Source organism: Candidatus Enterococcus wittei (genome assembly GCF_002140175.1).
Taxonomy (GTDB): Bacteria; Bacillota; Bacilli; order Lactobacillales; family Enterococcaceae; genus Enterococcus_B; species Enterococcus_B wittei.
The window spans coordinates 633,614-656,618 of record NZ_NGMO01000003.1 but is presented as its reverse complement, the minus strand read 5'-3'; the positions used below and the strand labels follow the sequence as shown (position 1 = coordinate 656,618).

The 23,005-nt window shown below is 37.5% G+C and carries 19 protein-coding genes; 14 read left to right on the top strand and 5 right to left on the bottom strand.

What is annotated here, in order from left to right; genetic code table 11:
- Positions 1 to 41: 41 nt before the first annotated feature.
- From pepF to ulaA, 5 genes are all read left to right on the top strand, one after another.
- Positions 42 to 1,853: an oligoendopeptidase F gene (gene pepF, locus A5844_RS10805; RefSeq protein WP_086285183.1), complete on the top strand. Its 1,812-nt coding sequence runs from the start codon at positions 42 to 44 to the stop codon at positions 1,851 to 1,853.
- Between the two features lie 589 nt (positions 1,854 to 2,442).
- A complete protein-coding gene (locus tag A5844_RS10800) occupies positions 2,443 to 3,471 on the top strand; it encodes a zinc-dependent alcohol dehydrogenase family protein (RefSeq protein WP_086285182.1) in 1,029 nt (342 codons plus the stop codon).
- A gap of 442 nt (positions 3,472 to 3,913) precedes the next feature.
- The gene (locus A5844_RS10795; protein WP_086285181.1) at positions 3,914 to 5,953 is read left to right on the top strand and encodes a BglG family transcription antiterminator; all 2,040 of its coding nucleotides are present in this window, start codon (positions 3,914 to 3,916) and stop codon (positions 5,951 to 5,953) included.
- Positions 5,950 to 6,231 (top strand): PTS sugar transporter subunit IIB, encoded by a 282-nt coding sequence (locus tag A5844_RS10790; RefSeq protein WP_086285180.1) that lies wholly within the window; start codon positions 5,950 to 5,952, stop codon positions 6,229 to 6,231. The genes A5844_RS10795 and A5844_RS10790 overlap by 4 nt, the downstream gene beginning before the upstream one ends.
- 25 nt (positions 6,232 to 6,256) lie before the next feature.
- Positions 6,257 to 7,621, top strand: a complete 1,365-nt coding sequence (ulaA, locus tag A5844_RS10785) for a PTS ascorbate transporter subunit IIC (protein ID WP_086285263.1) — start codon at positions 6,257 to 6,259, stop codon at positions 7,619 to 7,621.
- A 439-nt stretch (positions 7,622 to 8,060) separates the two neighbouring features.
- On the opposite strand, the gene A5844_RS10780 is transcribed toward ulaA, so the two are convergent.
- Both A5844_RS10780 and A5844_RS10775 read right to left on the bottom strand, forming a co-directional pair.
- Positions 8,061 to 8,729, bottom strand: coding sequence for a DsbA family protein (locus A5844_RS10780; protein ID WP_086285179.1), 669 nt, complete (start codon positions 8,727 to 8,729; stop codon positions 8,061 to 8,063).
- A 114-nt stretch (positions 8,730 to 8,843) separates the two neighbouring features.
- Entirely contained in the window at positions 8,844 to 9,419 is a 576-nt protein-coding gene (locus tag A5844_RS10775; RefSeq protein ID WP_086285178.1) for a CYTH domain-containing protein, read from the bottom strand.
- A 129-nt stretch (positions 9,420 to 9,548) separates the two neighbouring features.
- On the opposite strand from A5844_RS10775, the gene yjbM reads away from it, so the two are divergent.
- The 4 genes from yjbM to mgtE are packed head-to-tail and all read left to right on the top strand — an operon-like array spanning position 9,549 to position 13,309.
- Positions 9,549 to 10,253 carry a GTP diphosphokinase gene (yjbM, locus tag A5844_RS10770; RefSeq protein ID WP_086285177.1) on the top strand — a complete coding sequence of 235 codons (705 nt, stop codon included), beginning with the start codon at positions 9,549 to 9,551 and terminating at the stop codon, positions 10,251 to 10,253.
- Positions 10,231 to 11,028 (top strand): NAD kinase, encoded by a 798-nt coding sequence (locus tag A5844_RS10765; RefSeq protein ID WP_086285176.1) that lies wholly within the window; start codon positions 10,231 to 10,233, stop codon positions 11,026 to 11,028. Before yjbM ends, A5844_RS10765 begins: the two co-directional genes overlap by 23 nt.
- Before the next feature lie 2 nt (positions 11,029 to 11,030).
- Entirely contained in the window at positions 11,031 to 11,930 is a 900-nt protein-coding gene (locus A5844_RS10760; protein WP_086285175.1) for an RluA family pseudouridine synthase, read from the top strand.
- A 17-nt stretch (positions 11,931 to 11,947) separates the two neighbouring features.
- The gene (gene mgtE, locus A5844_RS10755) at positions 11,948 to 13,309 is read left to right on the top strand and encodes a magnesium transporter (protein WP_086285174.1); all 1,362 of its coding nucleotides are present in this window, start codon (positions 11,948 to 11,950) and stop codon (positions 13,307 to 13,309) included.
- Between the two features lie 503 nt (positions 13,310 to 13,812).
- Here the strand turns inward: mgtE and A5844_RS10750 are convergent.
- Entirely contained in the window at positions 13,813 to 14,454 is a 642-nt protein-coding gene (locus A5844_RS10750) for a copper homeostasis protein CutC (protein WP_086285173.1), read from the bottom strand.
- A gap of 269 nt (positions 14,455 to 14,723) precedes the next feature.
- On the opposite strand from A5844_RS10750, the gene A5844_RS10745 reads away from it, so the two are divergent.
- The 4 genes from A5844_RS10745 (at position 14,724) to recD2 (ending at position 19,997) form a co-directional block, all read left to right on the top strand.
- On the top strand, positions 14,724 to 15,581 hold the full coding sequence (locus A5844_RS10745; protein WP_086285172.1) for a methyltransferase domain-containing protein: 858 nt from the start codon (positions 14,724 to 14,726) through the stop codon (positions 15,579 to 15,581).
- A gap of 231 nt (positions 15,582 to 15,812) precedes the next feature.
- Positions 15,813 to 16,316, top strand: coding sequence for a tRNA (uridine(34)/cytosine(34)/5-carboxymethylaminomethyluridine(34)-2'-O)-methyltransferase TrmL (gene trmL, locus A5844_RS10740; RefSeq protein ID WP_086285171.1), 504 nt, complete (start codon positions 15,813 to 15,815; stop codon positions 16,314 to 16,316).
- A gap of 429 nt (positions 16,317 to 16,745) precedes the next feature.
- The gene (locus A5844_RS10735) at positions 16,746 to 17,399 is read left to right on the top strand and encodes a histidine phosphatase family protein (protein ID WP_086285170.1); all 654 of its coding nucleotides are present in this window, start codon (positions 16,746 to 16,748) and stop codon (positions 17,397 to 17,399) included.
- Between the two features lie 18 nt (positions 17,400 to 17,417).
- Entirely contained in the window at positions 17,418 to 19,997 is a 2,580-nt protein-coding gene (recD2, locus tag A5844_RS10730; protein ID WP_086285169.1) for an SF1B family DNA helicase RecD2, read from the top strand.
- A 283-nt stretch (positions 19,998 to 20,280) separates the two neighbouring features.
- Here recD2 and A5844_RS10725 read toward each other — a convergent pair whose 3' ends face one another.
- The gene (locus A5844_RS10725; protein ID WP_086285168.1) at positions 20,281 to 21,285 is read right to left on the bottom strand and encodes a diacylglycerol/lipid kinase family protein; all 1,005 of its coding nucleotides are present in this window, start codon (positions 21,283 to 21,285) and stop codon (positions 20,281 to 20,283) included.
- 450 nt (positions 21,286 to 21,735) lie between these two features.
- Between A5844_RS10725 and A5844_RS10720 the strand changes: the two genes are divergently transcribed.
- Positions 21,736 to 22,239 (top strand): QueT transporter family protein, encoded by a 504-nt coding sequence (locus A5844_RS10720; protein WP_086285167.1) that lies wholly within the window; start codon positions 21,736 to 21,738, stop codon positions 22,237 to 22,239.
- 208 nt (positions 22,240 to 22,447) lie between these two features.
- On the opposite strand, the gene A5844_RS10715 is transcribed toward A5844_RS10720, so the two are convergent.
- On the bottom strand, positions 22,448 to 23,005 hold a 558-nt coding region (locus A5844_RS10715), incomplete at its 5' end, for a transposase (protein ID WP_143353721.1).

Genomic DNA, 23,005 nt, shown 5'->3' with positions numbered 1-23,005 from the left:
CAGAAAAGTGTGTTTACTAAAAATCATAAGGAGTGGAATCAATGAGTGAAACGACCCAATTGCCAAAAAGAGATGAATTACCTGAGGAATTGACCTGGGATTTAACGTCCATCTTTGCTAGTGACCAAGAATTTGATGAAAAGTATCAAGAATTGACAGAAGAGTTAAAAAATTCTGATCGTTATAAAGGAACGCTTGCGGATGGACCTACAGAGTTTTTAGAAGCATTAGAATTTGTATTGGAAATGTATCGAAAAGTAGAAGTCATTTATGTATACTCCCATTTGAAAAATGATCAAGATACAGCGAATACAACTTATCAAGCTTTGTATGCGCGCGCAGGTAGTTTACTATCTAAAGTCAGTGAGGCAATTGCTTGGTATGAACCAGAAGTATTGCAATTGACAGACGAACAAATCTGGCAGTATTTTGAAGAAGAACCTCGCTTAGAGATTTACAGACACTATGTAAAACAAATGGTTGATAATCGTGCCCATGTTTTATCGGCTGATCAAGAAGCTTTGCTTGCAGGCGCTGGGGAGATTTTTGGGGCTTCAAGTGATACCTTTGCTGTATTGAACAATGCCGATTTAGTCTTTCCAACGATTACAGGAGAAAATGGAGAAAAGATCCAACTTTCTCACGGTGTATATGGTCAATTATTAGAAAGTACCAATCGTGAGGTGCGCGAAGCCGCATTTAAAGGATTATATAGTGTGTACGAGCAGTTTAGAAATACTTTCTCATCTACATTGAGCACACACATCAAAGGCCACAACTTCAAAGCAAAGACACGTCATTACACGTCAGCTAGAGAAGCTTCTTTAAGCAATAATCATATCCCTGAAAGTGTGTATGACACTTTGGTCGATGTCGTTAATCAACATCTTCCTTTATTACACCGCTATATGGAACTGCGCAAACGCCTGTTAAAAGTAGATACTTTACACATGTATGATCTCTACACTCCAGTACTAGGAGAAGCACCAATCAAATTTACGTATGAAGAAGCTACGCATAAAGCATTGGAAGCATTAACTCCAATGGGGGAAGAGTACCTTGCAGTTGTTAAAGAAGCTTTTTCAAATCGTTGGATCGATGTGGTAGAAAATAAAGGAAAACGCAGTGGTGCATATTCTTCTGGCAGTTATGATACCAATCCGTATATCTTGATGAATTGGCATGATACATTAGATCAATTATTCACACTTGTCCACGAAATGGGTCATAGTGTCCATAGTTACTTCACTCGTTCGAATCAACCTTTTGTTTACGGTGATTACTCGATCTTCCTTGCAGAAATTGCTTCTACTACAAATGAAAATATCTTAACGGAACACCTGTTGGCTACGGAAGAGGATCCACGTGTACGTGCGTATGTATTGAATCATTATCTAGATGGTTTCAAAGGAACGATTTTCCGACAAACACAATTTGCTGAATTTGAACACTTTATGCATGAAGAAGATGCTAAAGGCACACCACTTACGAGTGAATATCTAAGTGAAAGCTATGGGGAATTGAATGCAAAATATTATGGATCAGCAGTTGAAAAAGACTCGGAAATTAATTATGAATGGGCGCGGATCCCACATTTTTATTACAATTATTATGTGTATCAATACGCTACTGGTTTTTCAGCAGCTTCTGCGTTAGCGAAGAAAATATGGACAAAAGAACCTGGTGCATTAGAAGCTTATATTACGTATTTGAAATCTGGAAACAGTGACTATCCAGTTGAAGTCATGAAAAAAGCTGGGGTGGACATGACCCAATCTGCTTATATTGAAGATGCGATGATGATGTTTGAACAACGTTTAAATGAATTAGAAGAATTGATCGAACAGCTATAAAAATTTGATTTATCTTTCTTAGTGTTTCATTGAAAAAAGGTGAGTTGTGCGCGAATTTTTGGAAACTAGCTAAAAAATTTGCATCACTTATCAAAGTTGGCTTTTAAATTTTTTCTTTGTTGAATCATTTTCTTTAGAATGAATAATAAGGTCTTTTAAATGAAGTATGAGACATCTTGAATCCTCTTTATGAATTTTATTTTGCTAAATTGATTCATAAATATTTCAAGGTGTCTTTTCTATTTTTATGCAATAAAAAATGCCGGTGGAATCCATCAACATCAAAAAGTATAGAACCGAAGGAATTAGTAAATGTTACAAACATCAAAATAGTTTGACTTTAAAAATAACTTTCGTTATCCAGTGCGTTTTTAACTTGATTCAAGGATGTGTTCAATTATTGCATCATAGGAGCATGGTCTTGTCTAACATAGGATCTTTCTTTGCTAGTGCCGATAGATGAAAAGGGTTGGAATAAAATAGGTATACGTAACATTTTTAAGCCTAAGTGAAATAAAAGTTTTTATTTGACTTGGAGTATACTCTAAAGGATATACTAAAAACAAGAATGATAAAAGGAGTGGTAGCTGTGAAAGCAACAGTATTTTTAGAACCAGGTAAAATGGCTGTCAAAGAAATAGAAAAACCAGAAATCAAACAAGAGAATGAAGCGATTATCCGAGTCGTACGCGCGAGTGTCTGTGGCTCTGATTTATGGTGGTATCGTGGGATTTCGACAAAAGAACCAGGAACTGCAGCAGGACATGAAGCAATCGGGATTGTAGAAGAAGTTGGCAAAGATGTCACGAATGTCAAACCAGGTGATTTTGTCATCGTTCCTTTTACTCATGGTTGTGGCCATTGTGAAGCATGTCTGGCTGGCTTTGATGGGGATTGCCTATCAGATACTTCAGGATCAACCGGTTATCAGGCAGAATATCTTCGTTATAAAGGAGCGGACTGGGGACTTGTCAAAATCCCAGGTCAGCCGGAAGATTATTCAGAGGACATGTTGAAATCATTTGTGACATTAGCGGATGTGATGGCGACAGGGTACCATGCAGCAGTAAGTGCGGAAGTGAAAGAAGGGGATACTGTCGTAGTGATTGGTGATGGTGCGGTTGGTTTGTGTGGCGTGATTTCTGCAAAATTACTTGGTGCATCGAAGATTATTGCCATGAGCCGACATGAAGACCGTCAAAAATTAGCCTTGGAATTTGGTGCGACAGATATTATTGCTTCTCGTGGTGAAGAGGCGATCAAAGAAGTCATGGAACTAACAAATGCAGGCGCAGATGCAGTCTTGGAATGCGTTGGCACACAACAGTCAGTGGAAACTGCTGTAAAAGTTGGTCGTCCTGGAGCAGTTGTTGGGCGTGTAGGAGTGCCTCACGTGGATGAACTAGATACAAATGAATTGTTTTATCGAAATATTGGCTTACGTGGAGGGATTGCTGCGGTAACAACACATGATCGAGCAGAACTCTTGGAAGCAGTATTGACTGAAAAGATTCATCCTGGAAAAGTCTTTACAAAGCAATTTCCATTAGATCAAGTACAAGAAGCTTATGAAGCAATGGATAAAAGAGAAGCGATTAAGTCATTGTTGGTCATGTAAGAAGGATTCTTTGTCGAGTTGGACTAGACCATCTATAGATATCAAAACAAGTAAGATTTTTTAGCATAAAATTTTATCATGCTTAGAAATTATAGCACTGTTAAACACTATCTATATGAATGGCTAACATTTTGAGGAAGCAGCCTGTCACAGGTTGCTTCTTTTTTATATGTCTAAAAAAGCGTGAGACGAGTGAAAAATGGGGCATGAGTAATAAATTTAGGCTCGAATTTGATATAACTCAAGAAAGTTCTAAGCTTGATAGCTGTCAGATATTGGGAGCAGTACACATTGTTCATAAAATATCTGAGAAACTTACGAGGGATTTTTATGTCTAAATGATCGGTTTGGTCCAGTCATTATAAAAAAAGGCTTAAAGATTGTGCTAAAAGTAGATAGCGCTTTCTTTGGTGAGAAGATATATTTTAGAGGGAGGAATAGGATGAATAACTATAGACTTAGTTATATGTTTAAAGAAAAGGAATTACAAAAATTAATCAAACTAACTCACTTGGATGAACGAACAATTACAGAAGAACTTTCCAAGATCAATCGAGTATCAGAAAACTTCTTTGGAAAAAAGGTCACTCAAGAGAAGGGCGAATTGATGATTCCAGATGTGATTTGGCGAAGATGGCCAGAAATCCTTTTTGGTGAAAAAAAGATTGAACGATACGTTTCTGAAACGCAGCGTCAATCGATGATTTATCTTCTTGCCTTTTCAACGGTAGAAGACTTATCTGTCTTTGGTTTTCAAGAATTATTTTGTGTCAGTAAAAATACAATATTGAAGGATCTAAAAAGTTTAAGAAGTGAACTGAAAAAATCTAATATAAATTTACTTTATTCAAGAAAAAAAGGCTTTTTTCTCGAAGGAGAGGAGTATAGAATTCGTTCGATTGCTTATTCGAAAATTAGCTTACTAGTAGCAGAAGAAAATGGTGAATGGCTATTATTTGAAGGAATCTATAGTATCTCTGATCTAAATTATGTCACGATGAGAGATGATCTATCCACGGCATTAACTACCTTTGAGATGACGATTGTTCCTAGCCGTTTTGAAGAAATCCTTTATTTTATCAACTATTTAGTTTTTCGAATCACACAAAAAGAGGTTGCTATAGAAAGAGAAGATAGGAGTCTACTAGAATCGCTGAAAACTTATCAAGCAAGTAAAGAGTTTTTATCGTCTATTGAACAGATCAAAAACTCTGAGGAAGAAATTTTCTATTTGACGATGGTCCTTCAATCTGTCATTCAAGGAGATCTCAAAGAAGATGCGTTGGAGTTTTTGCTGGAATGTTCGAGCAAAATCATTCATAAGATGGAGCGGCTAGCAGCAGTCCAGTTTGTCGGTTACCAAGAGTTCCTTCTCAATTTTTTCTATCATTTAGTTCCGGCGTACTTTAGGATTCGCTATGATTTTTCATTGAATAATGTTTTGATCGAAGAAATAAAAGTACAGTACAAAGAATTATATGAATTGACACACCGTGCACTTGGCCCTCTTCAACAACTCGTAGGAGAAATACCAGATATAGAAATTGGTTATTTCACGATTTTATTTGGTGGTGAGATACGCAAACAAAAAGAGAGTCAAAACTATCAGCGTCTTAAAGCAATGGTCGTCTGTCCTAGTGGTATCAGTTCTAGTTTGATCATGAAATCGGAATTACAAAGTTTATTTCCACAAATTGAATTTTTACCAGCAATGTCCACTAGAGAGTATGAAAGTTATCATTTTATTGAAGAAACCGACTTAGTTTTTTCAAGTGTTCCAATCAAAACAGCAAGTCCTAATTATGTCATCCGCCCGATTATGACGCCATTAGAAAAAAATGAATTAGTGAAAAAAGTCAACGACCAGTTTTTTTCTTCAGTAGTTGGTATGAACTCCATTGATGATCTATTAGAGGTCATTTTTCCATATATCGAATTAAAGAAAGGGGTGACGAAGAAGAAGTTGCGAAGCGTGTTACAAAGAAAAATAAATAAAGAACTCAATAGAAGGGAAGATCAACGTCCGATGTTATCTGAATTACTGACCAAAGAAACAATTCAGTTTACTGATCAGCAATTGACTTGGAAAGAAGCAATTGCAAAAGCAGCTGAACCGTTGGAAAAAGAGAAGAAAATAGAAGAAAGATATATTACAGCCATGATCGACAAAGTCATTGATTATGGACCGTTTATCCATATTGGAAAAGGGATCGCCCTTCCCCATGCGCGTCCTGAAGATGGGGTTAATGAGATCGGGATGTCTTTATTAAAGGTGCAAGAGCCCGTGTTGTTGAACGAAGATGAACAACACCCCATTGAATTATTTATTTGTTTAGCTGCAATTGATAATGAAATGCATCTAAAAGCTTTAGCAAGTTTGACTAAAATATTATCGGATAAAGACAAGTTAGCCGCATTACTTACAGCAACAAATTCGGAAGAAATTATTGAAGTAATCAAAAAAGGAGAAGATGAAGAATGAAATTTGCAGCAGTTTGTGGATCAGGGTTGGGGTCAAGTTTTATCGTAGAGATGAATATCAATTCTGTCTTAAATGAATTAGGTGTATCTGATGTAGAAGTTGCACATTATGATTTAGGAAGTGCTACACCCGAATTAGCAGATGTCTTTTTTGTAGGAAGAGATCTAGCAGATAGTGCGCAACACCTTGGAGAAATTGTGGTACTGGAAAGTATTATTGATCTAGATGAATTAAAAGACAAAGTGGGTCAAACGTGTAAAGAAAAAGGATTGATTTAAAAACGAGGTAGGGGAGGAAGTAATGATGAAAGGATTTCTAGGTATTTTAATCGATATCGCTAGCACACCTGCGATTTTAGTCGCATTGATTGCCATTCTTGGTAACATTTTACAAAAAAAAGACATAGCCACGACGGTTAAAGGTGGGATTAAAACATTCGTAGGCTTTTTAGTAGTGACCGCTGGTGCTGGAGTCGTCGAAAGTTCCTTGGCACCTTTTGGGGAAATGTTTCAGAAAGCATTCAATATGCAAGGAGTCATTCCTAATAATGAAGCTATCGTTGCCCTTGCTTTAACAACATATGGAACGTATACAGCACTTATTATGTTAGCAGGGATGGCCTTCAATATCTTAATTGCTAGGATTACACGGTATAAATATATTTACTTAACAGGCCATGCTACGCTTTATATGGCATGCATGATTGCAGTGATTTTAAGTGTAACCAAAATGAACACCATTAGTCTAGTGTTATTTGGAGGGCTTGCTTTAGGGATCTGCAATACAATTTTTCCAGCGATTGCGCAACCATTTACACGACAGATCACGAAAAATGATTCTGTCGCATTAGGTCATACAGGGAATTTTGGTTATGCGTTAAGTGGCCTGATTGGGAAGTATGTTGGGGATAAAGAAAAATCAACAGAGGATATCAATTTTCCTAAAGGGTTATCTTTTTTAAGAGATTCAACTGTAAGCATCACGATTACCATGGCAATCGTCTATGTCATCGTTGCTTTGTTTTCTGGCAGTGAATTTATTACAGCAACACTTAGTGGTGGAACAAATTATATTATTTATTCTTTACAGCAAGCAGGATCATTTGCAGCAGGAGTATTCATCATTTTGGCGGGAGTAAGACTAATTTTAGCTGAAATCGTTCCAGCATTTAAAGGGATTTCTGAAAAACTAGTACCTAATTCTATTCCAGCGTTAGATTGCCCAATCGTATTTCCTTATGCACCCAATGCAGTATTGATTGGCTTTTTAACAAGTTTTGCGGGTGGATTGGTTAGCTTAGTCATTATGATATTTACTGGAACAACAGTCATTATTCCAGGGGTTGTTCCTCATTTCTTTTGTGGGGCGACAGCAGGTGTTTATGGAAATGCAACGGGCGGTGTACGAGGGGCGGTTGTTGGTTCCTTTATCCATGGGATCATTATTAGTTTCATGCCGATGCTATTGATGCCAGTCATGGGGGATCTTGGTTTTCAAGGATCGACATTTTCTGATACAGATTATGGCGTGGCAGGAATCTTCTTAGGGAATTTGGCGAATATCGGTGGACAAATCGCGATTGTTTTCGGGATCTTCGCAGTGCTTGCTGTGCTGATAGGCTTAACGATTCTTAAGAAGAATAAGAAATCAAGTACTGTAGTTGATTGAAGGGTATGTAGTGGAAAAGTGCAAGTACTCAGTGACTGTCCTTTTATAAACAAGTAACAACGTTAAAGTAATAGGTGAAGAGGTGCTAGATCCAATGAACTTTGGCTCGAATGGTATGCTAATGGAATCAGAAAAGTAGGATAAAGTAGATCTATCAAAATGAGTCAACTTCCGACAAAAAGCCAAAGGCTCCGAAAATCATATTTCGATTTTCGGAGCCTTTGGCTTTTAAGATTTTATTTTTGACACGCAGAAGATTGTGAGTAAGCTAGTTGCTTTATGATAGGGTGATGAAACTTGCGAAAACTATTTCATTTTTTTGATTGATCTTCCCAGCAAAATCCAGCTTTTTGGTTATTGTTTCTTTATTTTTAGCAGTACGGGGAGTGACTATGACTCACGCCCTTTTTTGTTCGTGTCAGTGCCAATTCTGTGGCTATTAATTTGAAAGTAAGGATAAATGACTGCTTCCTGTTTGAAGCTGTGCACCTTTGTTCTGAAAAGGATCACCGTCAAAAATTTGATAACTGTCTTCTTTTCCTTGGCAGATGGCTTTGATTTGTCGAACAGTAGATAACCCTTCAACTAATACGCCAAAATTGTGTTCATCAGAATAGTTGTAGACGACTGCGGATGGATGTTTTTTGATACCCATCTCACGGGCCATTTTCTGATCTGAGAAGAACGCTTCTTTAACAAACTCAGACTGCCGATCTTCTTTGAACATCATTAAATCGCCGATTTCTGAAAAAATGGATTCAGCAAGTTCTTTCGAATAAGGAATTTTTTTACAACAGACAGCTTCTTGTAGTTTACTTAAAAACTGCCGCCCTTTTTTCTTGCCTTGAAAATGTGCGGCTTTACAGTCTAGCGCCGCAGAGTATGTTATTGAGAATAACTGATTTCGTTCATTCAGATTTGTTTGAGAAATCCCGTTGGTTTGCATGACATCCCCGATTGTCTGCAAGTTAACTAAGGGAAGAAAGCGAAATTGTACTTTTTCTTTTGACTTTTCCCCGTATTCTTCTTCAATAAATTGAATCAATTGTTGCTCTAACTGAAAGCAGTTTTTCCCCAATGGATTAACAAATAAATAGATTTCAATCATACGAATCTCCCCCAAAATAGATTCTATATCTAACGTGAATAGTATTCACAACCTATAACTTAACAGAAATGACCAAAAAAATGAACTCAAGAGTCTTATGAAAATGATACAATTCTAATTTTTTGCTTCAAACATTCGTTGGATTTTGTTTTTTGCAGGACGGTAAGGCAGAGCAAAGTGTTTCAATAAACGCTCAAACGCAAATTCTCCTTGTTTGGCATCAGCAACTTCTAGTTCTAATTCATAATCATGGAGTTGTTGCCCCCAACTTTCATCAATGGCTAATAATCCCTCATCTATTGACAATTCAGCCCGTTTGGTAGTTAGCTCTCCCAAACGGATTAGTTGTGTAGGATCAACTGAAAGTTCGGTGAGTTTTTGAAAGACAGCACCTGACAATGGAAGTGTTTGTTGTTCAAGTATCATGTGGATTTGTGTTGGTGTATATGTATCAGTTGTTTCTAATTTTCCCTCTTGGACAGGTGTTTTCAATGTATATTCAGCATGATCATCTAGTAGCCGAATACGCAGTCCGCAATTTTTTTTCCTTAACTGTAAGTCAGGTGTATCAAAGTAAACATTCGTTTGGACATGGAATAGATCGTCAGATAACTGATAATAATCAATCAAACGCTGATATTCCTTTTTGGTCAATAGTGTTTTAAATTCAATTTCAAGTGTTTCAGACATGTGAGCACCTCCTTATTCTTATTTTGCCTATTTTTTTCTTTTAGGTCAACTTAAAAATCACATGCTACAAAAAACCATCAATAATATGGTAGAATAGCAATGAATGTTAACAAAGTAGAGGTAGCGATTATGGAACGAGATTGGGAAGAATTTTTAGCACCGTATGAACAAACGGTCTCAGAGTTAAAAGTAAAGTTACGCGGTATTCGAAAACAGTTTAGAGAACAAAACCGACATGTCCCAATTGAATTTGTGACAGGACGGGTAAAACCCGTAGAGAGTATTGTGACGAAATCTCAGTTACGACATATACCGATGAATCGTTTAGAAGAGGAAATGTCTGATATTGCCGGCTTACGAATTATGTGTCAATTCGTCGAAGATATCCATCAGGTTGTTGAGATCATTCGTAACCGAAAAGATATGAAGGTCTTACAAGAGAGAGATTATATCACGAACAAAAAAGCGAGTGGCTATCGTTCCTATCATTTAGTGATAGAGTACCCAGTTCAATTGATCAATGGAGAAAAGAGAATTTTAGCTGAGATTCAGATTCGTACACTCGCAATGAATTTCTGGGCAACGATTGAACATTCTTTGAACTACAAATATCAAGGAGTATTTCCCGAAGAGATGAGTGAACGTTTACAACGAGCGGCAGAAGCAGCTTACCAATTGGATGAAGAGATGTCGAATATTCGGGAAGAGATCCAAGAAGCACAACGTTTATTCTCTCATGGGAGAGGGAAATTAGATGATATTTATTATCGTTCGTTGATCAATCAAGAAAAAGCACAAGAGGAGGCAAAAGATGAAGGTAGCGATCGTTCATAATAAAGAAAAAAAGACGTTGGAAGTCACCGAACGATTGAAAACTCTTTTGTCTCAAGCAAACATTGGAATCGATGAGCACAAACCTGAATTAGTGATCTCAGTAGGAGGCGATGGGACGCTGTTGGCGGCGTTCCATCAGTTTAGTCATGCCTTAGATGAAGTGCGTTTCCTAGGTGTCCATACAGGGCATCTAGGCTTTTATACAGACTGGCGCGACTATGAACTAGAAGAACTAGTTGATAGTTTATTGACTAATCGTGAGCAAAGTGTCAGCTATCCACTATTAAAAGTTCGAGTTAGCTATTTGGATGAGAAGCCTGATCAATGTTTTTTTGCTTTGAATGAATCAACGATCAAACGGTCAAATCGCACCATGGTTGCCGATGTTTACATTAAAAATGAGCTGTTTGAAAGTTTTCGTGGAGATGGTTTAGCAGTATCCACGCCGACTGGATCGACGGCTTATAATAAGAGTATCGGCGGAGCTGTGATCCATCCCAGCATTAATGCTTTTCAATTGGCAGAAATTGCTTCATTGAATAATCGAGTATTTCGAACGCTTGGTTCGCCGATGGTGATCGCCCAAGATGAATGGGTAGAGATCCGTTTGGAAAATACAGCGGATTACTTGGTCACGATAGATCAACTAGATATGCCAAAAACGAATATCCGATCGATTTATTATCGGATTGCTAAAGAGCGTATCCACTTTGCCTCTTATCGGCATATGCATTTCTGGCATCGTGTAAAAGATGCGTTTATTAGTGAGGATTAATGATGGAATTTACATGGGTCTATGAGAAGAAACATCCGCAACAAATCAAATATTTTTTGAAAGAGCAAGGAATCTCTAAAGGATTGTTAGCAAAAATCAAGTTTCAAGGTGGGACGATCATGGTCAATGATCGGATCGAGAATGTCTTGTTTTCTTTGTCGGAGAATGATAAGGTAACCATTGTGATCCCCCCAGAAGGCGAACATGAAACTGTCTTGCTAGATGAAACACCCATTGATATTGTTTATGAAGATGAACATATTTTAGTGGTAAATAAACCAGCGGGAGTCTCATCGATTCCAGCACAGTATCATCCCAATGGTACAATGGCGAATCGGGTAAAGGCGTACTATAAACGGCAGGGTTACGAGAATCAAGTAATCCATGTAGTGACACGACTGGATCGGGATACTTCTGGATTGATGTTATTTGCAAAACATGGTTATGCGCATGCCAAATTAGATATACAACTTCGTGAAAAGAAGTTCACAAAAAAATACCAAGCTTTAGTAAGTGGCGATGTTTCTCATCTTCAAAAACATGGATGGATTGATCTGCCAATTGCAAGAGATACCTCGTCATTATTGAAGCGAATGGTCGCTGAAAACGGACGAAGCGCACAGACAGAGTACTGGTTAGAAAAAGAATTTACAGAAGTTGCGCTAGTGGATATCCAATTGCATACTGGACGGACGCATCAAATCAGAGTCCATTTTTCAGCTATCAATTGTTCTCTTCTAGGAGATGAAATGTATGAGGGACGAATGGATCTAGGAATAACGAGGCAAGCATTGCATTGTTATGACCTACGTTTTTACCATCCTTTTACGGAAAAATTATTAGAGTTTAAGCAGCCTTTAGCAGAAGATATGGAGGCAGTAATAAAACGGTTTGAAGATTAAGGTGAGGTGAGATTGATTTGGATGAAAATCAAGAACTAGAGGAAAGATTTGCCCAGTTATCTCAAGATTTAAGAGAAAACAACATTCAGGCATTTAGAAGCAACTTTTTAGAGATGCACATTTATGAACAGGGGCAATTCTACCAATCCCTTAAAGAAGCAGATCGTCAATTGATTTATACCTATCTTTCGCCAAAGGAACTGGCGGACATGTTTGATGTGATTGAAGAAGACAATGAACATATGAAAGAATATTTAGCTGAAATGCGACCAAGTTATGCAGCGGATATGCTTTCGGAAATGTATACCGATAATGCAGTTGATTTACTGAACACATTAGATAAAACTCAAATTGCTAAATACCTCAGTTTGATGTCGACAGATGATGCAAGCGAGATCAAAGAATTATTGCATTACGAAGATGAAACTGCTGGAGCAATCATGACGACAGAGTTTGTTTCGATCGTCGCCAATCAAACAGTTCGTTCGGCTATGTATGTATTGAAAAATGCAGCGGATGTCGCAGAGACGATTTATTATATTTATGTCGTCAATCAAGAAAATCAGCTTGTTGGAGTAATATCTTTACGTGATTTGATCGTGAATGATGATGATGCGATGATTTCCGATCTTATGAGTGAGCGAGTCTTGTCAGTCCATGTTGGGGATGATCAAGAAGCAGTCGCAAAAACGTTCCGTGATTACGACTTCTTAGCTTTGCCAGTAACGGATTATGACGATCATTTATTAGGGATTGTAACAGTTGATGATATCATTGATGTTATTGATGATGAAGCTGCCAGTGATTACTCTGGTTTAGCTGGGGTCAACGTAGAAGAAATCAATGAAAATCCAGTGAAATCCGCTAGTCGTAGATTGCCATGGTTGATTACATTGTTATTTTTAGGAATGTCTACTGCTTCGTTAATCAGCCATTACGAAGAATTGGTCAGTGAGGCAAGTATTCTTGCTGTCTTTATTTCATTAATCACAGGAACTGCAGGGAATGCTGGTACACAATCTTTAGCGGTAGCAGTTCGTCGATTAGCGATTTCGGATGAAAAAGAAAATGGGTTCCTTCAACTGATCCTTGCTGAAGTCTTGACGGGTTTAGTGACTGGAGCAGTTACTGGATTGACGATTTTCTTGATCGTTGGTTTTTGGAAGAGCAATTTTATTTTAGGTTTTGTTATAGGGATTGCTATGCTGTTTGCTATCACGGTAGCGAATCTGGCAGGAAGTTTGATCCCTATGCTGATGGATCGCTTAGGGTTTGACCCCGCTGTTGCCAGTGGACCATTTATTACTACACTTAGCGATCTGACCAGTGTATTGATTTACTTTAACATCGCCTCTTTATTTATGGGCTATTTTATGTAAATAAAATTGAAAAATATTAATTCATTAAAACAAAAAAAGCAATTTTTGCTCCTTCAAGAGTTATCTAAAGGAAAAAATATTGCTTTTTTTTGAAGTCAACGAGCGGTTTCATTACCAGAGGAACTGCTTTTTTGGAAGACTATCTAACCTGATAGTAAGAAATCCATATCTTACTATAGGTGAATTGAGTTGAGTATGGAATGCTTTGAAATGATCAAGCTGAAAAAACATAAACGAGAAAAAACTACTCTACGATTTTATGAATGAATGCGTAAGAATATTGGGTGTTCACTTGAAAGGGTATGGAACAATAGTGCTATTTACCTTTGTTCCATACCCTAAATACACATAAACGGCTAGAGCAGAAGCAACTCCTTCGGAAACACTCTGAAATTCACAAAAAATCTGAAAAGCAATATTCATGAATTCCTTCTTGTTTCTCGGAGTTAGACACTAGTTCCCGTCCTTTCTTTCGTATGTTTGCTCTTTGACATAGAAAGAAACTAATCAGCTAAAGGGACGATCTTTGTTCCATGAACTTCATTGACCCCTAGTTCTTTGGCGACGTCCTCTGCATTTTTGTAATTCACCATACCCCCCGGCAAGATGATCAAACGATCCTTTGCATAAGAAACCAGTTTTTTTAGATGGTCATAATTTTCTTCAATGGGAGTCCCAGCAGGCCCACCATGTGTTAAAATGCGATCCACTCCATGTTCTGCTAACCAATCGATCGCTTCAAATTGTCGTTCTTCTGGAATACTATCGAAGGCCATATGGAAGGTGATCTGTAAGCCTTCCGCTGTTTCGATCAATAGTTCTAGGGCTTCTTCATCCAACCAGCCAGAAGGGGTTAAACAACCGAGCACAACACCATCTGTTCCTAGTTTTTTTGCTTCGATCAAATCCGTATGCATGATTTTTAGTTCAATATCGTTATAAACGAAGTCGCCACCTCGTGGTCGGATGATTGTCATTACAGGAATTTCCTTTTCATTTGCATAACTTAATACTTCTTCAATGACGCCTGTACTTGGTGTTGTTCCACCAACTGCTAGATTATCACATAACTCAATTCGGTCAGCGCCTTTAGCAATTGCTAGAGGTATGGCTGTATAGTTTTCTGCACAAAATTCTTTGATCATTTTCTTGCTCCTTTTCCTTGCCATTTATTTAAAGGAATTGTACCATAGTTTTTTCGGTTGCTAAAGCTTTCAACTAACGGTAAGATAAAATGAATGAAGGAAAATAGGATTACAGGACGTTGACTTGAAGGATGAAAGCAAAAAACTTTATTATAGTCTAATCTTCACTGATTATCGAAAAAGAATAGAGAGATCAACATGTATCCAGTTTCACAGAAATACTAGTGAAGTTACTCTCTTTGAACTTATAAAAAGGAATGAGAACTAATATGTTGAAAAAAATTGATCAGAGCCGTCTTTTTTTATCTGAAAATGATCATTTATTTCGCTGTCCTTTATGCAAAGGGCCACTTACAGCGGAAATGAACGGTTTGATTTGTAAAAATAATCATCGCTTTGATTTGTCTAAAAAAGGAACGCTTTATTTTTTATCACATGGGGTTAAGACTGAATACGATCAGAAAATGTTTGCACCTAGAAGACGAATGATCCAATCAGGGATGTACCAGCCAGTGATTGAAGCAATAGCTAAACAAGTTCCTAAAGAAGCTCGCGTGTTAGATGTAGGCTGTGGAGAGGGAAGTTTTTTAGCTGCGGTCGATCAGTTAAACCCGATGAAGCAAGCAATTGGCTTTGATATTTCTAAAGAAGGTGTTTATGCTGCAACAGAACAAAATACCACTGCATTTTGGTGTGTGGCTGACTTAACGAATCTTCCTTTCTCAGACCAACAGTTTACTACGATTTTAAATATTTTTTCTCCTTCCCATTATCAAGAATTTCAACGTGTCCTTTCAGATGATGGGGCTGTATTGAAAGTGGTACCGCAAGAAGGTTATTTGAAAGAACTACGACAAGCTTTTTATCCAGACCAACCAGAAAAACACCATTATTCTAATGAACGTGTTGTTTCAAAATTTATGGAATCTATGGACTTAGTTGAACGTCAACGTGTCAGCTACGAGTTTGATATTCCATTAGAAAATCGGCAAGATTTATTAGCGATGTCACCTTTAGAATGGCAGGTTGAGCAAGGGGTAAAAGAAGCATTAATCAAGAATCCTTTGAAAAAAATTACAATTGACGTAGAATTATTAAAAGGAAATAAGAGAAAACGATTTCTGTGAGATTATTGCAGAGGAACGGTTGCAAAAAGCGTTTATTGGTGATATAGTAGCAACAAGTTGTTTTTTCATTGGTTTTTATCAGGTTCCTGTTCTGATAAAAGTTAGTGAGAAGAGCTTCACTAACGTAACGACTCGCAGTGACTGACACCGAGTTGATACGTTTTTTTTTATGCACAAATCAGATAAATGAATCAAAACTTGATTTCACATACACATGAGAGGATGGTCTTTATGAACCATATTGTTTTATTTGAACCATTGATTCCTGCAAACACAGGAAATATTGCGAGAACATGCGCTGCCACGAATACCCCACTACATTTGATTGAACCCTTAGGATTTTCTACGGATGATAAACAATTAAAACGAGCAGGGCTTGATTATTGGAACGATGTCAACATTATGTACCATTCCGACTTACCTGCATTTTTAGATTATCTAGGAGATCGTAAGCTTCATTTGATCTCTAAGTTTGCCAATAAAGTTTATAGTGACGAAAATTTCAACGATGGAGAAGATCATTTCTTTTTATTCGGTAAAGAAACAACTGGACTACCAGAAACATTCATGCGAGAAAACGAAGAAAAATGCTTACGCATCCCGATGAATGATACCCATGTCCGTTCATTGAATCTATCCAACACTGCCGCAATGGTCGTCTATGAAGCTCTACGCCAACAAGGATTCCCAAATTTAGAGTTAACACATCACTACGAAAATGATAAGCTAGACTAGAGGTCGTGACAACAGCGTTCTGACCTGAGCATTAAGAAGGAAAATCGAGAAATAGCTTCTCATATTTTACGATTTTTTGACTTAATACCGAAGGGCAGCTGCTGGAACACCTTTTATTTGTAATTTTGAAATAAACATCTTGTTATAAATGAAAAAAGTTAAGGCAAAGAGGCTGGATGCCTTTCCTCTATTATTACTTACACAGACTGATGGAAGAAGGCTAATTGTTGATTGTCTATTTATCAAAATCTAGGGTTTGGATAAACTTTTCAGTGAGTTAAGAGAGATGAGAAATTCTCATATTTACAATTCTTGACTTTTTTTCTTCATATCAAGAAAGGTTTTTCCTTGATATGAAAGTATTCATAAGTAATAGAAAAATGTGCTATATCTGTTTTGATTACTCATTGAGTAAGGAGTTGGATGCAAATGAAATTATATTTTACAAGGCATGGGAAAACTGAATGGAATCGAGAACGTCGTTTTCAAGGCAGTCAAGGTGATTCTCCGCTCTTGCCTGAAAGTTATAAAGAAATCAAAGCCTTTGGAAAAAAAGTAAAGCATATCCCTTTTGAAGTCATTTATTCTAGCACGGCTAAACGGGCAAAAGATACAGCGGAAGGAATCAATCGTGAATTGGCCAATCCAGTAGAAATCATTTATACAGATAAATTGAGAGAATTAGGATTGGGAAAATTAGAGGGACAGTCGATCGATGAAATGTATCATGAATTTCCTGAGAACTTACCTAATTTGCGAAATCATTTAGACCAATATGATCCGACGCCTTTTGACGGAGAACCTATAGAAGATGCGATTGCTCGTATTGAAACGGTTGTAGCTGATGCTGTAGCACAACATCATGGCCCGATTTTATTCGTAGGACATGGTGCATCCCTAACCGCTGCAATCCAGTGGATGAGCGGGAAAAAATTGCCTCAATTAAGAGAAATGGGCGGGTTATTCAATAGTAGCTTAACAATCCTTGAAACAGGCGAACCAAAAAATCTACTGCCTTATGACATCAAAGTATGGAACAACGTTGACTTTTTGGAGAATGGAAAACCAGAGCCCTTACTATAAATGAAGGAGGCGGCTTCGATGCAGCCAGAAGAAATGCCCTATTTTGTCGGTACTGTTGCCGCAATTTTTTATCAAAACCCTAGTAATTTTTATAAGGTATTACTGGTCCATGTAAGTGAAACCAGCACAGATTATCGTGAAAAAGAAATTGTGGTGACCGGTAGTTTCGGGGAAATCCAAGAAAATGAAGTATATCGATTTTTTGGAGAGCTTATCAATCATCCAAAATATGGACAACAATTGAAAGTGGAGCGGTATGAACAGGAAAAGCCGACTACTGCAAATGGGATCGTGGCTTATTTATCAAGTGACAAATTTCCTGGAATTGGAAAGAAAACTGCTGAAAAAATAGTAGATCTTTTAGGGGAAGATGCGATTGAAAAAATTATCGAAGACCCTTCTCATCTAAAGCAAATTTCTGGATTGACGAAGCCTAAAAGAGAGATGATCGCAGAGACGATTCGTTTGAATCATGGCATGGATCAAGTCATTATGGGATTGAATCGCTATGGGTTTGGTAGTCAGTTGGCGTTTAGTATCTATCAAGCCTATAAAAATGAAGCGTTAGAGATCATCCAAGAAAATCCTTACCAGTTAGTGGAAGAAATCGAAGGTATCGGTTTTAAGCGAGCGGATAATCTCGCTGAACAAATCGGGATAGCAGCGGACTCACCTCGAAGAATACGTGCGGCAATCTTACATCAGATCTTTCAACAGGCTATTCAAACTGGGGATACATATGTACCAGCAGAAACGTTACTTCAACAAACCATTAAAATTTTGGAAACAAGTAGGCCCGTTGAGATTGATCCCGACCAAGTAGCTAGTGTTATCATCCAATTGATCGAAGAAGGAAAAATCCAACAGGAAGAAACTAATCTGTATGAGAATAGCTTGTATTTTTCTGAATGGGGCATTGGGAATTCGATTCAACGATTACTGAGTCGTAAAAAAGAAATCAAGTATGATGAGAAAGAAATCAAAAAAAATATACGACGGATTGAAAAAATCTTTGGGATTCAATACGGGGATACACAGGAACAAGCACTTTCGGAAGCTATCCGTTCACCTTTGTTCATTTTAACGGGTGGCCCGGGTACTGGGAAAACCACAGTTATCAATGGAATTGTCCATTTATTTGCTGAATTGAATGGTGTAGAACTTGATCCTGCCAAATATACTCAAGAAATTTTTCCAATTCTTTTAGCTGCTCCTACTGGTCGAGCAGCCAAACGGATGAATGAAACGACTGGGCTACCAGCTAGTACGATTCACCGTCTTTTAGGATTAAATGGTCGTGAAAAATCTCCTTCGATCAGTACAAAAGAATTAGATGGTGGTTTGTTGATCGTCGACGAGATGTCTATGGTGGATACTTGGTTGGCGAATACTTTGTTCAAAGCTATTCCGACAAATATGCAAGTTATTCTAGTAGGGGATAAAGATCAATTACCGTCTGTAGGGCCTGGGCAGGTACTTCATGATTTATTGGAGATTGAGCAGATCCCTAAGATCGAATTAAACCAGATCTATCGTCAAGGCGATGGTTCAAGTATCATTCCATTAGCCCATGAGATCAAAGAAGGCAAATTGCCAAATGATTTTACAAAGAATCAAAGTGACCGATCGTTTTTCCGCAGTGATGCGTATCAAATTGAACCTTTGATTTCTAAGATTGTCGAAAAGGCAAAAAATAAAGGATTCACTGCACAGGATATTCAAGTATTGGCACCGATGTATCGTGGGGCAGCAGGAATTGATGCGTTAAATAAAATGATGCAAAATATTTTCAATCCTAGCTATAGTGGACGAAAAGAAGTTCGTTTTAATGATACGATCTATCGGATTGGAGACAAAGTCTTGCATCTGGTCAATACACCAGAGTTGAATGTATTCAATGGCGATATGGGAGAAATCACTGGGATAGTGTTAGCAAAAGACTCAGAAGATAAAGTAGATGAACTAATCATTCAATTTGATGCCAATGAAGTCACTTATAAACGAAATGAATGGAATAAAATCACCCTTTCTTATTGTTGTTCGATCCATAAGTCACAAGGTAGCGAGTTTAAAATGGTTATCCTGCCGATGGTTCATCAATATCAACGGATGCTCCAAAGAAATCTGCTTTATACAGCTGTCACCAGAAGTAAAGAATTATTGATTTTGCTGGGAGAAGAACAAGCCTATTTGACGTGTGTGGAAAATGAATCAGCTAGTCGTTTGACAACACTGAAAAAGCGAATCGAAGATAATGATATGAGTCTAGCTTTGCGAACGAAACTGACTGCATATGAAGATTCTTTGACCGGAGATGATCCATTTGAAGAAGGTACTTATATATCGGTTCGCGATTTACCAAAAACAAAAGAAGTACACAAAAATGCAGAAATAGAACGCACAGAAGAAGATAGGGAAGATACAGAACAAGAACTAGATCTCTTTGAGAGTGTTCCAGAGAAAAAAATGGAAATTGTGGAAGATGAAAACGAGACAGACATAGTGCAAAGCTACCGATTGACCACGGAAGCAATTGACCACCAATTGATAGATCCAATGATTGGTATGGGAAATATAAAGCCAGCAGAAGTCGATTAAGGCATGTGATTTTGATAAATGGTTGATTATAGGGCGACTAGAACAGAAGTGGTTAACTCCGAGAAATAAGAAGGAATTCACAAAAATTTCTTTTTGAATTTTTTTGAATTTCGGCTTATTGTCGAGGGAGCTGCTTCTGATTCCGCCGTTTATACGTGTTTAGAGCGTGGAACAAGAGTAAATCATACTTTTGTCCAACGATCCTTTTTATTTGATATTTTTAGAACCAAGATCAAAAAAAGCAGAATCACGAAAATAAGTAGCTGTTTTCGGATTCTGCTTTTTATTTTTTTGTGAGTGTTTCTTCTGTAGCAACTGTTGTTTCGCCCCAGAAAAGTTGTGATGTTGGCGTGATCTGTAAATCAAATGGCTGTTTAGCCAAGTCTTCCCCATCTTCTTGTCCATACTGAGGAGTAGTGGAGATCACTCGGAGCTTGCTAGTCGTATAGTGGTGAAAGTTTTTTGAACAAAGCTGCTTTTTTTGGAGTAATAGCCAGATTAGCCAGCCTAATTTTAGCGGATTGATTCTTTCTACAATCACCAAATCAATTGTGGATTTTGACATATCCGCAGTAGGAACAATCGGAATCCCTCCACCAAAATATGGATGATTAGTTGCTGTGCAAAGTAAAGCTTTTTTATACGGGATCATTTTACCTCCCACATCTACTAATATCGGGAACCCTTTTTGGAAAATCAGAACACGTAATATGGATAGAATATAAGAAAATGAGCCTAGATTGTATTTATTCAAGTATTTTTTATTATTTGAATGATTTGTCGCATGAACTACTGCAGCATCTAATCCAATGCCAAAGTTATTGATAGCGATTCCTTGATGGTCGCTAATTTTTTCATGATAATTTAGTAAGTTGATCCTTTTGGGGGACGTGACGGAAAGGATATTTTCCAACGCTTTTTCTGCATCAAGTGGTAAACCAATACCTCTTGCAAAATCATTGCCAGAGCCTGCAGGAATATAACCAACAGGAAACTCGACATCCAATTGATAGAAAGTAGCGAGTACCTGATGAAGTGTTCCATCTCCACCAACAACGAGCAAAATAGGGAATGGATTTTGTGTTTCTTGTGTTTCCTCGGACCATTCAACAAGAGTCTCTTTTGCAAGTTGTTCCGCAATATCACAATCATGTCCTCTATATTCACTGTAATGAAGTGTATAAGAAATATTTTTTTGATCAAGGAGCGGCACTATTTTTCCTGCCGTCTTTTTCCCATTGCCGCTACCAGCATTTGGGTTGATTAATATATGATAATGAAAATTCATTTCTGCCTCCTGAAGTTCACAAAAGCATCTCTTTTGGTGCAATTGTTTAAACAATAATATAAAGAAACAAACACTGAAGCTTTTTGAAGGCCTCATCTACTAACGTTTTAAATTAGTAAAGATAGGAATAAAGGAAAAATAAGCCAGCGTTTGTCATTTTGATTCTTGGTTATTATAGCAGAGGAGTAGCAAAATGAAAAAGAACTTAGGTTGAATGGACAGATACGAAGGTTGAGAAAAGCTAATCTTCTAAGGGGGCAACAAAATTCAAGCCAATTATCATTTTGGTTTTAGAGAGAGTAAGTAAACCTATAGCAAATAATCCAGATAGATATGGTTACAAACACTTATATATCAACACTTTTAATCTAACATGAATATGCTATAATAATCGAAGCGGTTCATCAACCATCCCGCGTTAAAAAAACTAGGAGAAACGAGGAATATAATATGGAGAGAACAACAAGCAGGCAACGGCTAACGGTCGTTGTAGTTAATGGTCTGATCATGGCCTTATATTTAGCATTAACGATCTTGGTGGCACCGGTATCTTCAGGGCCTGTCCAATTTCGTATTTCTGAAAGTTTGAATCATTTAGTGGTGTTTAATCGGAAGTTGCTTTGGGGTGTACTTGGAGGCGTAGTCGTCTATAATGCGTTTTATGGTTTTGGTATCATGGATGTGATTTTTGGTGGAGGACAAACGCTACTTGCATTAGGCCTAACAGCTCTTATTCAAAATAAAGTGAAAAATGTAAAAATCCGTTTGGCATTGAATACGGCTTTCTTTACAGTAAGCATGTTTTTGATTGCGTATATGTTAGTACCAACAGGTGGGCAGCCTTTTTGGACGACTTATGGAACACTGGCATTAAGCGAATTTATCGTTATGGCTATCTCTGCACCATTGATGTATTATCTGGATCGTGCAGTTAATTTTGAAAAACGTGTGTGAAGGTTGCGATAAGGAAGCTAAAGGATAGAAGATAATCCTATTTCCCTTTTCAACTCAGGGAGATAGTTTTTTTAATAGATTAAGACTAGAGAGCGTGGGGCAAAAGTGTTATTTACTTTTGTTGGCTCTTTGTCAAACGATGTTGGTGAAGAGAAATCCTAGAATGATTGGTGAACAGAAAGAACTATTTTTCTTTCTGTTCCTTTTTTTATTTTATGAGTAATGCTTTCCCATGCCGAATCATGATTCGTAATTTAAAGTTGTAAAAGCTTCGGAACCCATAGGCATTTCGTTTTAATACCTTGATATGATTGTTCAAACACTCCAAAGGGCCATTTGAGTAGCCATAACGTAGGGCGTTCTCGATTTGTGGAAGAAACTTTTTAAAGGTTTTCAAAGTTCTATCATAGATTTCAGGAAGGTCTGTTTTTCCCACATTTAAATATTCTTTAAACGTGTCAATTTCCCGCTTTTTAACTGCATAAAGTAGATTTTGATAGAGTTGATAACCAGAGCGTAGACTAGGACAGTCTCTAAGAAGGCGATCGACTATTTCGGTTTCAGTTAAATACTCTTTAAAACCGGCTCGCCAAGTGCGTTTGTCATAATCTAGTTTTCCTTCTTCTTTTTGTAAAAGTTTCCAGTAACGTTTTAGCTTCCTACCTAGGCTTTTTTGAGAAGAAGAAGGATGTTTAAGCAACCGATTTGTTTCTTTGATTCGTTGATTGCGAAATGTTCTACCAATATGCTGGACAATATGGAATCT